Here is a 13,842-nt window from a genome sequence, read left to right as displayed (position 1 = left end):
GCTCTGAGTACTTTTTAGAGTGCTCAGAGCCAAAATATAACCTATAAAAATTATGCATAGGCACCCATGATATTTAAGATCGTTTCATGATCTAAAATGGTCGCTTTTACTTCCTCGATCATTTCTGTTGTTGATACCTGCTTCTTACCGAATGATGAAATATCCTTCGTACGATACCCCGCATTTAGAACTTCGTTTACAGCATTTTCTACTGCTTTTGCTTCTTCTTCTAATCCAAAAGAAAGTCTTAACATCATCGCAGCTGATAAAATAGAAGCCAGTGGGTTAGCAACGTTTTGACCTTCAATATCAGGAGCCGAACCATGAATCGGTTCATATAAATATGGCCCTTTTTCAGATAAACTAGCTGATGGTAACATTCCTAATGAGCCCGTTAATACTGATGCTTCATCACTTAAAATATCACCGAACATATTCTCCGTTACAACTACATCAAATTTCCTCGGATTTTTAATAAGCTGCATGGCTGCATTATCCACTAACACGTGTTCAAGTGTCACATCTGGGTAAGCTTTAGACACTTCTTCCGCAACCTCTCTCCACATTCTACTTGATTCTAGAACGTTAGCTTTATCGACAGAAGTTACTTTCCCTTTTCTTTGTCGAGCTAAATCAAATGCTAGTTTAATAACCCGAGTCATTTCCTCTCTCTGGTAAAATAACGTATCTACCACCACATCTTGACCATTTTGTGTGGAACGTTCACTTGGCTTTCCGAAATATAATCCACCCGTTAATTCTCGAACCATTACCATATCTACATCTTCAATAATCTCTTTTCGAAGTGGTGAAGACTCTGCAAGACTAGAATAATATAATGTAGGCCTTAAATTAGCATATAAACCTAACTCTTTTCGAATTTTTAATAAACCTCTCTCAGGGCGTAGATGAACAGGTAATTGGTCATATTTTGGTCCCCCGACCGCCCCTAAAAGCACTGCATCGCTCTCTCTACAAAGCTCTACTGTTTCATCTGGCAACGGCGTCCCAAAGGAATCTACTGCACTTCCACCAATTTTTCCATAGGAGAAATAAAATTGATGACCAAAGCGTTCTCCGATAGCCTTTAGTACATCTACCGCTCCTCTTGTAACTTCCTTTCCAATCCCATCCCCCGGTAGAACTGCGATACGTTTCTTCATCGTTTACCCCTCCATTTATTTATTGGTGTCTTAAACCTATTTTATCTAGCAGCTAACATCCCCATATAGCTACTTATTTTCCTGTTACTACTGTTGTTGTCTTTTCTTTTATATAAATCACTCGATTAACGGCATTCAAGTATGCTTTTGCTGAAGCTTCTAGAACATCTTGGGCTAATCCACGACCACTCGTTTCTACCCCTTGATATCTTAATTTTACAAACACTTGTGCTAAGGCGTCTCTTCCTGCACCAACTGATTGAATTCGATAATCTAATAGATTAACCGTTCCATTTACACATTTTTCGAGAGTATTGTATAAAGCTTCAATACTTCCAGATCCAGTAGATGCTTCTTGGATCACTTCATTATTTCTACCTGACAACGTAACGGTTGCTGTAGGAATTTGATTCGTACCGTATTGAACTTGAATATGAATGAGTTCATAAAATCTTTGTTCTTTTGATAGCTTTTCTTCAAGCACAATGGCAGCCAAATCGTCGTCTGTCATCTCTTTCTTTTTGTCTGCTAAATCCTTAAAAACAGAGAATAAATGATTAACGTCTTCATCTGAAATCGATAATCCTAGTTCATCCAGACGGTTACGGAATGCGTGTCTTCCTGAGTGTTTTCCTAACACCATAGAATTTGATTGATATCCTACTAAATCTGGTGAAATGATTTCATATGTGGTTTTTTCTTTTAATACTCCGTCCTGATGAATACCTGATTCATGAGCAAATGCATTCCTGCCAACAACTGCCTTGTTTGCCGGCACCACCATACCTGTCAATTTACTTACTAACCGACTCGTTCTGCTAATTTCCTTTAAGTTTAATCTTGTCTCAACCTGGTAATGATCCTTTCTTATATATAGAGCCACTGCAAATTCCTCAAGGGCAGCGTTTCCTGCACGTTCACCAATACCATTAATCGTTCCTTCCACTTGTGTGGCCCCATTTTCGACTGCCGCTAGGGAATTGGCAATTGCCATCCCTAGATCATCGTGACAGTGAGCGGATAAAGAAACTTTACTAATAGAAGGAACGTGTTTTTTTAAATACTGAAAGATTTCACCGTATTCTTTTGGTGATATATATCCAACCGTATCTGGAATATTTATGACTTGAGCTCCTGCTTGAATCACCTTTTCTACAATTTCGGCTAAAAAGGGTAATTCTGTTCGACAAGCATCTTCTGCTGACCATTGAATGATTGGGAATTTAGTAGCTGCATATTGAACCGCTTGAACCGCTGTTTCTATAACCTGTTCCTTTGTTTGTTTTAATTTAAATTCTCGATGGATTGGTGAGGTAGCAAGGAATACATGTAATCTTGGTTCTGCGCCTTCCTTTAGTGCCTCCCAAGCTGCATCAATGTCTCCTTTGACTGAACGGGCCAATCCAGTTACGGAACAATTTCGAATATGATTCGCTATTTGCTGAACGGAATAAAAATCTCCTTTAGACGCTGCCGGGAAACCAGCTTCAATAATATCGACATTCAATCTTTCTAGTTGCTTTGCAATTTCAAACTTTTCAGAAAAATTTAAATTGACACCTGCTGATTGTTCACCATCTCTTAACGTCGTATCAAAGATTTTAATTCGATGCACTAGCGACCACTTCTTTCTTTTTGTCTTTGTTGACAAAAGGCATCATTTTGCGAAGCTCTCTTCCTACTAGCTCAATTGGATGTTCCTTCTCTCTCTCATTAATCGCATTAAATTCTGGACGGTTTGCCTGGTTTTCTAAGATCCAGCCTTTTGCAAATCTACCTTCTTGAATATCTTTTAAAACAGCTTTCATCTCTTTTTTAACATCGTCATTAACCACTCTCGGGCCACTTACAAAATCTCCCCATTGAGCTGTATCTGAAATGGAGTAACGCATTCCTTCGAGACCGCCCTCATACATGAGATCAACAATTAACTTCAGTTCATGTAAACATTCGAAATAAGCTAACTCTGGTTGATATCCCGCTTCTACAAGTGTTTCGAATCCTGCTTTTACTAGGGAAGTTAAACCACCACAAAGGACAGCCTGCTCACCAAATAGATCTGTTTCTGTTTCTTCTTTAAATGTAGTCTCAAGTGCACCTGCTCTTAAAGAACCAATTGCTTGGGTATAAGATAATGCTAGTTCCTTCGCTTCCCCTGTTACATCTTGATAGATGGCAAATAAAGCAGGAACTCCAGCCTCTTCTTGATATGTTCTTCTAACTAGATGTCCAGGTCCTTTTGGTGCAACTAATAGCACATCCGATTCTTTAGGAGGTACAATCTGGTTAAAATGAACATTAAAGCCGTGAGCAAACATTAATGCTTGATTGGTTAAATTCGGTTCAATTTCTTCTTTATAAACTTTAGGTTGCATTTCATCTGGTAGTAGTACCATAACCACATCTGCCTGAGCAGTTGCCTCTCCTACAGAATAAACCTTTAACCCATCCTGTTCTGCTTTTTCCCATGACTTTCCTTTCCTTAGACCAACTACTACATTTACTCCGCTATCTCTCATGTTTAATGCATGAGCATGACCCTGTGAACCATATCCAATAACCGCTACTGTTTTCCCGTTTAAGTAATTTTTATTTGCATCTCCGTTATAATACATTTTCGCCATGTTTTATCTCCCTCTCTTATACGTTTTTTATTTTTAATTTTTAAAAATTCACCTAAACTATTGAATAGGTTTTTGACTGGTTGCTTGAACGCTGAGTACCTCTAAGGAATGCTGTTGTACCGGTTCGTGCTAGTTCTTTTATTCCATATGGTTTAATTAACTCAATGAAAGCCTCGATTTTATCTGATTCCCCGGTAATTTGGATGACAATACTTTCCTTGCTGACATCTATGACAGATGCCCTAAAAGGTTCGATTAATGAATAAATTTCACTTCTCGTACTACTAGTTGATAATACTTTGACGAGTGCAAGTTCCCTAGCAACAATAGACTGTTCGGTTATATCTGTAACTTTAATAACATCAATTTGCTTATTAAGCTGCTTCGTTATTTGTTCTACAATTCCATCGTTTTCAACATGAACGACACAAGTAATTCTTGAGATCCCTTCTTGTTCCGAATGACCAACTGTAATACTCTCAATGTTATAGTTCCTTTTTGAGAATAGATTAGTGATTCGATTTAAAACACCAGGCCTATTCATAACGGTTAATGTAATGATACGTTTCATGGCTTCACTCCTACCATTTCATGCAACCCTTTACCAGGAGCAATCATTGGGTATACATTTTCATCTGGATCAATTCTAAAATCTAATAGAACTGGTTCGTTTGTATGAAGGACTTCATCTAGTATTTTTTCAGCTTCTTCTTCGTTATTAATAACAAAACCTTTTATATCAAAAGCCTCTGCTAGTTTGACGAAGGAAGGCTGACAGGAGAATTTGCTATGTGAAAAGCGAGATTCATAGAATATTTCTTGCCATTGTCTTACCATTCCTAATGAAGAGTTATTTAAGATGACAATCTTTATCGGAAGATTTAGCTCCCGGATAACAGCCAGCTCTTGTGTGCACATTTGGAAACCGCCATCTCCAGAAATGGATAGTACACAGGCATCAGGCTCAGCCAGCTGTGCCCCGATGCTTGCTGGGAGTCCAAACCCCATCGTTCCCAATCCACCAGAAGTGACCCATCTGTTGGCTTTCGAAAATTTGTAATACTGTGCTGCCCACATTTGATGTTGGCCTACATCGGTTACAACAATAGCCTCTCCATTTGTTTTTTCGTAAAGCATTTCCATTACTCGCTGCGGCTTAAGTTTCTTTGATTCACTATCATAGAAATACGGATATTCTTTTTTCCAACCCTCTAGTGTTTGAAGCCACTCTTTATGCTCAGGTGGCCTTCCTTCTTGACTAATTAATTGTTTAAGTGCTTCTTTCGCATCTGAAACAATAGGGATGGCTGTTGGAACATTCTTTCCGATTTCTGCTGGATCGATATCAATGTGTGCAACGATTGCTTTTGGTGCAAAGTGTTTTAAGTTACCGGTTAACCGGTCATCAAATCTTGCCCCAACATTGATAAGAAGGTCCGCTTGATACAAAGCCATATTTGCTGTATAACAACCATGCATCCCAGCTAATCCTGCAAACAATTCATGTTCTGCTGGAAAACCACCCAAACCAAGGAGTGTATGTACGACAGGTAGTTTTTGTTGTTCGGCATATGTTTTTAGTTCAGAAGCTGCATTGGAATGTAGAACCCCAGCACCTGCTAAAATAACTGGTCTCTTTGCTCGACTAACGGCTTCGGTTAATTTTCTAATTTGTAGATAATTTGGCTGGACATTTGGCTGGTAGCCTGGCAGTTTCATTTCTTGTTCATTAGGTGATTCTGTTACAATGGCAGCAATGTCTTTAGGAATATCAATGACGACTGGCCCTGGTCTACCGCTAGTAGCGATATAAAAGGCTTCTTTTATGATGCGAGGGATATCTTCAGCGTTGCGAATCTGGTAATTGTATTTTGTTATTGGTGTGGTGATTCCTAATATATCAGCTTCTTGAAAAGCATCTGTTCCGATTACTCCTGTAGGTACTTGACCTGTAAAAACAATTAAAGGCAGCGAATCCATCATGGCATCTGCTAAACCTGTTACAATGTTCGTAGCCCCAGGACCTGATGTTGCAATGACAACCCCTGGCTTACCAGTAATGCGTGCGTAACCTTCTGCAGCATGTATTCCACCTTGTTCGTGGCGAGGGAGTACATGGACAATTTTGGAGTCATACAGTTTATCATAAATGGGTAGGACCGCACCTCCTGGATAACCAAAAATCACTTCCACTTGCTCTCTCTGTAAAGCCTCAAGCATTAGTTCTGCACCGCTGATTGGCTTGTTTTCAGCCTTCATTCTAGTAAAGGCAGTTTCCTGCAACATTTGTTTGGACCTCCTCTTTTAAACTAATTTCGACTCAATTAACTCTCTAACTTGGTAAGACAAAGCTCTTAAAAATATAAAAAGCCCTTTCACCCCCAAATCCACCTACTACACCTAGGTAAAAGGGATGAAAAGGCTTTTAAGTCCTCTCCACGGTACCACCCTTGTTCACGCTAGTTTAGCGTGCGCTCTTGATCTATAACCGATCATTTTTGATAACGAGTGCATACACTCGACTGTCCCTACTTGATAAACTTTCAAGACAGTGCTCTGAGGTGAGTTCATTTTATATGGTAATCGCCGGTTCTCAGCACCACCGGCTCTCTGTGGATTACTTTATATAAAACTACTTATCCTCTTCTACGCTTTCCTTATATGAAAATGAAATTTATCCAACTTGGGAGGTAGCTTTATGAGCGTAAACCTTCACTCCCTCTGCTACTACCCTTTCTCTAAACTTCTCTAATAATTTTCTTGTATGAATTCCAGGAACTCCATCGCCAATGACTCTTCCATCTACCTTAATAACCGCAATGACTTCTGCAGCCGTTCCTGTTAAAAATACCTCATCAGCCGTATAAACATCATGCCTTGTAAAAGGTTCTTCTTTTACTTCATATCCTTGCTCTTTGGCAATTTCGATAACAGCATTTCTTGTTATTCCTTCCAAAGCTCCTACGTATCCAGGTGGGGTTAAGAAACACCCATTTTTAATAATGAATACATTGTCGGCGGAACCTTCCGCTACATACCCTTGGTCATTCAACATAAGCGCTTCACTTACATTTGCTAGGTGAGCTTCAATTCTAACCAATACATTATTTAAATAATTGAGCGATTTTACTTTTGGACTCAAAACATCTGGTCGATTTCTTCTCGTAGCAACCGTAATAATTTCCAACCCTGTTTCGTAAAGCTCTTTCGGGAAAATGGATAAAGGTTCTACAATGACGACGACATTTGCTTTCGGGCACTTATACGGGTCCAGACCTAAGTCCCCCACTCCTCTTGAAACAACCACTCGAATATAAGCATCATCAAATTTATTTCTCTCAACGGTTTCAACAATCAAATCGGTAAACTCTTCTTTAGTGTAAGGAATGTTCAGCATGATTGATTTAGCAGAGTCATAAAGCCTTGCCATATGCTCTTTCATGCGAAAGATATTTCCACTGTACACCCGAATGCCTTCAAAGATTCCATCTCCATAAAGAAAGCCATGGTCATAAACTGAAATCTTGGCATTTTCCTTTGTGACATATTCGCCATTTAAGAAGATCCATTGTTCCGACACGAAAAACACCTCTTTAATTTACTAATTAGACGCTTTAAATGATTAAATTTTTAAGTTAAAAATTTTTCAGGACAGTGATCTAGTTTTTAGATATTTACGTGTTTTTAAACTAGAGTCAACTGTTTTGGTATTTGCCTAAACCTTATATTGAGGACTATCTTACGCTCATTTTTTTGCTTCGTCAACATCATTTTTGTGAATTGTTTGATAATTTAGACTAATCAGATTTATTGTATACGCTTACATTGTTGATATATTCACAATTACTTCCAAAGAAAAAAATTCAAAATTTATTTTTAATAGAAGAAACTTAGTTTTAATGTTAGTTTTTCTCACATCAAAGAAAGCGTTCTCTTTAGTGCTCTACCCGTTCCTTTCCGCTCCACTCAGTGCTTCAATTGTTGCGGTAGTAAAACAATCTTCACGAAAAATTTTTCTAAGAAAAAAGACAATAAAAAAACCGCTATAAAAACGGCGAACGTTTTTGTAGCGGAATATGTACATTATGGTGTGTGTGTTAAATGGCGTCCCAGGAGAGATTCGAACTCCCGACCGACGGCTTAGAAGGCCGTTGCTCTATCCTGCTGAGCTACTGGGACAATATAAAAGAATAATGTTCTCTTAAGACATTTATTATTATATAATCTTATGGAAAGAAAGTCAACTGCTTTTAATTACTCTTTTAACATAATAACTGTATAGGGAAGGCAAGCCTTCCCTTCAGTATTATATTCTGAATCTTATTTTTTGGGAAGTAGGAAATTTTGTCGTAAACTCATTATTTCCCCTTGATCAAAATCAAATACTTGTAGAGAAATATTTTCTTCAATCATTTCTAATACAACATATGTTCTTTCATGGCGCCTTCTAGGTAATCTTAGGCTGCCAGGATTAATATACAGTATGTCTCCAACCTGTTCGACTCCAAGAATATGTGAATGACCAAAACAGACTATGTTTGCATTCAACTCTTGTGCACGATATTGAAGACCCATTAGAGATGTTTTCACAGAATAAAGATGACCATGAGTGACAAAAATATTGAAATTCCCTACTTTTTGGACAATATCCTCTTTGTAGCGGGTCTCATAATCACAATTTCCTCTAACCGTAACGAAGCCTGAAATAGCCTGGTGATCAAAAGGTAGCTCTGAATCTCCGCAGTGAATCATGAGATCCACTTCACCAGCAAGCTTTTTCTTTAATTCCTCTAATTCCTTTGTTAACCCATGACTATCACTTACAATTAGCACTTTTGACATATCATCAACATCCAATATCAACTGGTTTTTAATTTATTCAAATATTGCAGTTAGATTCTCTTTCAGTTTTTCTAACGCTTTAGCACGGTGACTAATCTGGCTTTTTTCTTCTGGTGTTAACTCAGCCATAGCCTTTCCTTTTTCGATTGCAAAGAAAATAGGATCATAGCCAAATCCATAACTACCTCTTCGCTCGTGTAGAATTCTTCCTTCACACTCCCCACTAACAGTCTGAGACGATTTTGAAGGAATGGCTACTGCTAGTGCACAATAAAATCTTGCCGTTCTTTTCTCGTCGGGCACTCCTTGAAGAAGTTGTAGTATTTTGTCTATATTCGCTTCGTCATTTTTCTCTTCTCCTGCAAATCTTGCCGAATAAATACCTGGAGCACCATCCAAAGCATCTACCATTAATCCAGAATCATCGGCTATGACAATTTGATTTAGAAGCTTGGATAGTTCTTCTGCTTTTATAATCGCATTCTCTTCAAATGTGCTACCGGTCTCTTCTATGTCACCAATATCGTTATAGTCTAATAATGTCTTTACTTCAAAGCCAAGTGGCAAAAACATTTGTTCAAATTCTTTTGCCTTGCCTTTATTTTTTGTTGCAATAATTATTTCTTTCATTTTGAAGATTGCTCCTCATTCTTTGATTTAGTTTGAGTAATCAGATTAGAAATCTCCTCACCCAAAGCTGATTTTTGATATTCGAACAACTCCATAATTCCTTCTTGACCGGATTTTAGAAGATCTTGAAGCTGATTATATGAGAAAGTAGATTCCTCACCAGTTCCTTGTAACTCAACAAACTCACCATTACCCGTCATAACAATATTCATATCAACATGGGCCTTTGAATCTTCAATGTAATTTAAATCAAGAACGACTTGGTTATCCTCTAAAATTCCAACACTTGTAGCAGCTAGAAAATCATTAATAGGATACTTAGCTAATTTCTTTGTTAAATAAAGATTGTGCAATGCCAATGACATGGCTACAAATGCACCCGTAATGGATGCCGTTCTAGTTCCCCCATCTGCCTGAATCACATCACAATCAATCCATACAGTTCTTTCTCCAATAGCCTCCAAATTAACAACTGCTCTAAGTGCACGTCCAATTAGTCGTTGAATCTCCATTGTTCGACCGGTAATTTTACCTTTTGCAGATTCTCTAATATTACGCTGCTGAGTCGCTCTAGGAAGCATAGAATACTCAGCTGTAATCCAGCCTTTTCCTTCGCCTCTCATAAAAGGAGGAACACGCTCATCTATACTCGCAGTACAAATGACCTTCGTATCCCCAACCGTAATTAGAACAGAACCTTCTGGGTGGATTAAATAATTGGTTTCAATATCAATCGTTCTTAACTCAATCGGTTGTCTTTCATCTACTCTCACAAAAAAACCTCCTAAATTATTGCCATTATCACTAAAGTAAATGTTTAAAACCCTTATGTAAGATTCTTTAGTGAGCTATATGTATGATTTTTATCGGCTATTTTCACAAAATCAGATGAAAAAAGCTACACAATAAAGAAAGAGGCGGCTTATTGCCTCCTCATCTTTACACCTATCTATAGTATATCAAAAAAGATTTTTTAAAAACTACCTGTGTTCACATTTTCTGGTCTTGTAACTGGTTCAGTTAACTTATCGCCTTCTTCATTAACTAAATCAGCTTCTCCGTTTACAGTAACAGCGACACTTTCAATGCCTGTCTGTTCCGTTAAAGAAAGGACTAAAGTACTTAATAAGTGTTGTGAAATAATTTTTTCTTCAAAGCTTCCGTATACGGACTCGTTAAAGTTAAGCGTTACTTTTCCATCTTCCACTTTTGGTTCCTCTAGAAGTTTTACATCTGGTAAGAAATCACTTACTAAGTTAGAAGTATAGCTTGGACCTTTTACTAATTCGTTAACAGCGGCAACGATATTGTTATCTGTTGAGTTGCTAACTCTTCGTGTAATTGGGACGTAATAGTAATTACCTTCTTCTCCACCAAGATAATATACGGTAACTGCTTTTGTATTAGTAACATCAGCAACATCAGAAGTATCTAAGTTAATTCCATTTGCTCTCGTTAGATTATCACTAATAGGTGTACCATTTACAGGCATCTCTGTTAGTTCATGTCCATTCAACTTTAATCTCACAGAATCGATAGAATCAAATTGCGTTAATGTCCAAGTAACAGATTGTAGAATTTTCATTTCATCCTCTGGCTTGTAGTTTTTAAATTCCTTTGAAAAATCTACTACTGCCACCTTGTCTTTAATGTCTACGCTAATCGAAGTATCAGATGGAATGACAGCTGCAAATCCATTAGGTAACATTTCTGTAACTGGGCCGTTTTGGACTAAGTGCTCTAAAGCTTGTTTAGCTACAGAGTTTGTTTTCGGAAGAGCTACCGTTTGAGGCACCACATAACCGTTTTTATCCACTAGGTATAGTTCAGTCATTAAAGAGCTTTCAACTGCTTCATTCTCCCCAGCTTCCTTACCAGTTGTCTCAACGGAAGTTCCATCATCCGTATAAGTGACAGACTGCGGTGGATCAATTTTTTCTTTCTTTTCTCCACCTAATAAACCACAACCAGATAATAATACAGATGACACAATAACAGCTGAAACGATTTTTTTATTTTTGGACATGTAAACCCCTCCAAAGACAGTTTGTACTACATGTATACGAGCCTATTTCAAAATTAGACCGTAATAGTTAAAAAAATTTGGACATTCCTATTTTTATTTTTTTGGAACGATATATTGGACAAAAAAAATAGCCCCCTTATCGGAGACTGTCATTGTCTAATTTTATCGTTTTTACTGAACTGACTTTTTTATCCAACCATTTAGAAGCAATACGTGTAAAAATGGTACTTGAACCAGTTGTGTAAAATTCATGTTTAGGTTCGATCTTACTCTTAGATAACAGTTTGTTATAATGCAAAATCGTACTAACCTCACGGGCTGTTTCCTCACCTGAACTGATGACGGTCACTTTCTTTCCCATAACATTTTTAATAATATTTTCTAATAACGGATAATGAGTGCATCCCAAAATTAACGTATCTAGGCCTTGATTTTTTAATGGAGATAAAGTTTCTGCGACTACTTTTTTTGCAACTGGTCCTTCATATTCCCCGCTTTCTACTAATGGAACAAACTTTGGACAAGCAAGGCTCTTAACAACAGTACTACTATTAATGGACTTTAATGCATTTTCGTACGCATTACTCTTTACGGTACCAATTGTACCTAATACTCCAATATGAAAATTCTTTGTAACTTTAATCGCACTTCTTGCCCCAGGATTAATCACACCTATCACTGGTATTGAAAGAGAATTTTGTATTTCCTCAAGTACGACTGCCGTTGCCGTATTACAGGCAATAACAAGCATTTTAATATTTTTTTTTAATAGAAAACGTGTCATCTGCCACGTAAAAGTTTTTACTTCTTCACTAGGTCTTGGACCATAAGGACATCGGGACGTATCACCCAAATATATAATTTGTTCATTTGGAAGCTGTCGCATAATTTCTCGCGCAACCGTTAAACCTCCAACTCCCGAGTCAATCACGCCAATTGGTTGTTCCAAACTTCTCGCCTCAATCTTCTCGCATTTCTTGGTGTAGTTTCGTTAAGTTGTTCTTTAAAAGAACGATTTCATCGCTTGTGAAATTTTTCAAAACTTCTTGTAGGTACATTTGGCGCTTTTTAATAACTTCTTCAATAATACGCTCGCCTTCTTCTAAAAGGTGAATTCGAACGACTCTACGATCATTAGGATCTTTTACTCTCATAACTAGTTCATTTTTTTCCATACGATCAACTAGGTCCGTTGTTGTACTGCAAGCTAAGAACATTTTATTAGACAATTCACCAATCGTCATATCTCCATCTTCAAATAACCATTGTAAAGCAACAAACTGAGGTGGAGTAATGGTGTAGTTGCTTAAAATTTCACGACCCTTTTGTTTAATGATACCGGATATGTATCGTAAGTCTTTCTCTATATCTCCAAAAATATCTAAGTCTTTCTTAACTTCCTCTATTTTCATAAACAACAGCTCCTAATTAAGCAAGTCTAATTTTTCCGTTCATAACCACTTATTCTAATAAGGTTCTTTGCTCTATTTTCTACTTTTTTCACTTAAATATCAAGCAGGAAATATAGGGATTACTAATTATCACTATATTGGATAGTACTTATTCTAATTTCTTCAAATTAATGGTAAACCGGCCACCATAAAGGATAGCCGGTCAGGATTAAAGTTCTAGCTCTCCCATTCGAAGGAGCTCTACAACTGCTTGTGATCGCCCCTTAACACCAAGCTTTTGCATGGCATTGGAAATATGATTTCGAACCGTTTTTTCGCTAATAAATAACTCACTCGCGATCTCTTTTGTCGTCTTATCTTGGACTAACAGTTCGAACACTTCTCTTTCACGTTTGGTGAGTAACGGCTTGTGATTAAAGTCATTCTCCTTCAAGTATTGTAACCCTCCTTGCCTTCGCCAGCTATGAACAGCGGGATGGGTATATATTTAGTCACCATATCTTATGTGAATAAAAGTACTGAAGTGACTGAATTTCTTGATAGGAGAAATATTTATTTTAAAATGTGCTTTTTTTACCTTTACATTTACTTCAACCCTGAGATTAATTCAGGTTATGATATGCTAACGACCTTGTCACTTTCTAATAAATCCTTCATTTCATCACTCCAAGGTACTCCCTTACCCGTTAGCTTTGAAATTTGTACGATTGTTCCCCGGCCAACGAAGCATACTTCTCCATTTTCCCTCTTAGCCATATAATGAATATCTACGGAGGATGTTCCGATTTTTTCTGCCTTTACATAAACCTTTAAATGTTCATCAAAGAAAACTTGCTTTAAGTAATCACACTGTAAGTCTGCCACAACAGGGATGGTCTCGTTTGCAGGATGGACCCACTCTTGCATAAATCCTTTATTCTTAAAATATTCAATTCTCGCTTCCTCAAAATATACAAAAGGGACTGTATTGTTTAAGTGCCCAAACATATCCGTTTCAGAAAATCTAACCTTAACCGAGTGATAGAATTCAAATTCATTTACCCAAGAGGTGAAGTCTTGAATATAACTTACTCTGCTCACACTATATCCTCCAATCATATATGTAATGAATGATTATTCATTCTTTTATTATAAATTATTTTTGA

At 37.4% G+C, this 13,842-nt stretch carries 14 protein-coding genes, 1 tRNA gene and 1 other annotated feature; all 15 genes read right to left on the bottom strand.

The features are described 5' to 3' along the window. Positions 1–50: 50 nt before the first annotated feature. Positions 51–1,163 carry a 3-isopropylmalate dehydrogenase gene (leuB, locus tag SM124_RS03310; RefSeq protein ID WP_322445317.1) on the bottom strand — a complete coding sequence of 371 codons (1,113 nt, stop codon included), beginning with the start codon at positions 1,161–1,163 and terminating at the stop codon, positions 51–53. Positions 1,164–1,236: 73 nt separating this feature from the next. After that, positions 1,237–2,778 (bottom strand): 2-isopropylmalate synthase, encoded by a 1,542-nt coding sequence (locus SM124_RS03305; RefSeq protein ID WP_322445316.1) that lies wholly within the window; start codon positions 2,776–2,778, stop codon positions 1,237–1,239. Beyond that, positions 2,765–3,787, bottom strand: a complete 1,023-nt coding sequence (ilvC, locus tag SM124_RS03300) for a ketol-acid reductoisomerase (protein ID WP_322445315.1) — start codon at positions 3,785–3,787, stop codon at positions 2,765–2,767. The genes SM124_RS03305 and ilvC overlap by 14 nt, the downstream gene beginning before the upstream one ends. Before the next feature lie 52 nt (positions 3,788–3,839). Further along, positions 3,840–4,358, bottom strand: coding sequence for an acetolactate synthase small subunit (gene ilvN, locus SM124_RS03295; protein ID WP_322445314.1), 519 nt, complete (start codon positions 4,356–4,358; stop codon positions 3,840–3,842). Beyond that, a complete protein-coding gene (ilvB, locus tag SM124_RS03290) occupies positions 4,355–6,073 on the bottom strand; it encodes an acetolactate synthase large subunit (RefSeq protein WP_322445313.1) in 1,719 nt (572 codons plus the stop codon). Before ilvB ends, ilvN begins: the two co-directional genes overlap by 4 nt. A 120-nt stretch (positions 6,074–6,193) precedes the next feature. Further along, positions 6,194–6,445, bottom strand: a binding site (T-box leader). A 16-nt stretch (positions 6,446–6,461) separates the two neighbouring features. Continuing rightward, positions 6,462–7,367: a branched-chain-amino-acid transaminase gene (ilvE, locus tag SM124_RS03285; RefSeq protein WP_322445312.1), complete on the bottom strand. Its 906-nt coding sequence runs from the start codon at positions 7,365–7,367 to the stop codon at positions 6,462–6,464. A 522-nt stretch (positions 7,368–7,889) separates the two neighbouring features. Continuing rightward, positions 7,890–7,966 (bottom strand) — tRNA-Arg (locus SM124_RS03280). A 141-nt stretch (positions 7,967–8,107) separates the two neighbouring features. Further along, complete coding sequence (locus SM124_RS03275) at positions 8,108–8,629, bottom strand: metallophosphoesterase (protein WP_322445311.1); 522 nt, start codon at positions 8,627–8,629, stop codon at positions 8,108–8,110. A gap of 33 nt (positions 8,630–8,662) precedes the next feature. Then, entirely contained in the window at positions 8,663–9,259 is a 597-nt protein-coding gene (locus tag SM124_RS03270; RefSeq protein WP_322445310.1) for an XTP/dITP diphosphatase, read from the bottom strand. Further along, on the bottom strand, positions 9,256–10,032 hold the full coding sequence (gene rph, locus SM124_RS03265; RefSeq protein ID WP_322445309.1) for a ribonuclease PH: 777 nt from the start codon (positions 10,030–10,032) through the stop codon (positions 9,256–9,258). The genes SM124_RS03270 and rph overlap by 4 nt, the downstream gene beginning before the upstream one ends. A 200-nt stretch (positions 10,033–10,232) precedes the next feature. Then, positions 10,233–11,285: a GerMN domain-containing protein gene (locus SM124_RS03260; protein ID WP_322445308.1), complete on the bottom strand. Its 1,053-nt coding sequence runs from the start codon at positions 11,283–11,285 to the stop codon at positions 10,233–10,235. A 136-nt stretch (positions 11,286–11,421) separates the two neighbouring features. Next, positions 11,422–12,234, bottom strand: coding sequence for a glutamate racemase (gene racE, locus SM124_RS03255; protein ID WP_322445307.1), 813 nt, complete (start codon positions 12,232–12,234; stop codon positions 11,422–11,424). A gap of 10 nt (positions 12,235–12,244) precedes the next feature. Beyond that, the gene (locus SM124_RS03250; protein WP_322445306.1) at positions 12,245–12,697 is read right to left on the bottom strand and encodes a MarR family winged helix-turn-helix transcriptional regulator; all 453 of its coding nucleotides are present in this window, start codon (positions 12,695–12,697) and stop codon (positions 12,245–12,247) included. Between the two features lie 208 nt (positions 12,698–12,905). Next, entirely contained in the window at positions 12,906–13,130 is a 225-nt protein-coding gene (gerE, locus tag SM124_RS03245; protein WP_322445305.1) for a spore germination transcription factor GerE, read from the bottom strand. 179 nt (positions 13,131–13,309) lie between these two features. Then, entirely contained in the window at positions 13,310–13,777 is a 468-nt protein-coding gene (locus SM124_RS03240) for an acyl-CoA thioesterase (RefSeq protein ID WP_322445304.1), read from the bottom strand. Positions 13,778–13,842: the final 65 nt, after the last annotated feature.

It is taken from the genome of Robertmurraya mangrovi (assembly GCF_034427655.1).
GTDB lineage: Bacteria > Bacillota > Bacilli > Bacillales > Cytobacillaceae > Robertmurraya_A > Robertmurraya_A mangrovi.
The sequence above is the reverse complement of the archived record's forward strand: the minus strand, read 5'-3'. Positions and strand labels throughout refer to the sequence as shown.

Coding starts and splice junctions, on each gene's coding strand:
- leuB (WP_322445317.1), bottom strand. CDS start 1,163: ATGAAGAAACGTATCGCAGTTCTACCGGGGGATGGGATTGGAAAGGAA.
- ilvC (WP_322445315.1), bottom strand. CDS start 3,787: ATGGCGAAAATGTATTATAACGGAGATGCAAATAAAAATTACTTAAAC.
- ilvN (WP_322445314.1), bottom strand. CDS start 4,358: ATGAAACGTATCATTACATTAACCGTTATGAATAGGCCTGGTGTTTTA.
- ilvB (WP_322445313.1), bottom strand. CDS start 6,073: ATGTTGCAGGAAACTGCCTTTACTAGAATGAAGGCTGAAAACAAGCCA.
- SM124_RS03275 (WP_322445311.1), bottom strand. CDS start 8,629: ATGTCAAAAGTGCTAATTGTAAGTGATAGTCATGGGTTAACAAAGGAA.
- SM124_RS03270 (WP_322445310.1), bottom strand. CDS start 9,259: ATGAAAGAAATAATTATTGCAACAAAAAATAAAGGCAAGGCAAAAGAA.
- SM124_RS03260 (WP_322445308.1), bottom strand. CDS start 11,285: ATGTCCAAAAATAAAAAAATCGTTTCAGCTGTTATTGTGTCATCTGTA.
- SM124_RS03250 (WP_322445306.1), bottom strand. CDS start 12,697: ATGAAAATAGAGGAAGTTAAGAAAGACTTAGATATTTTTGGAGATATA.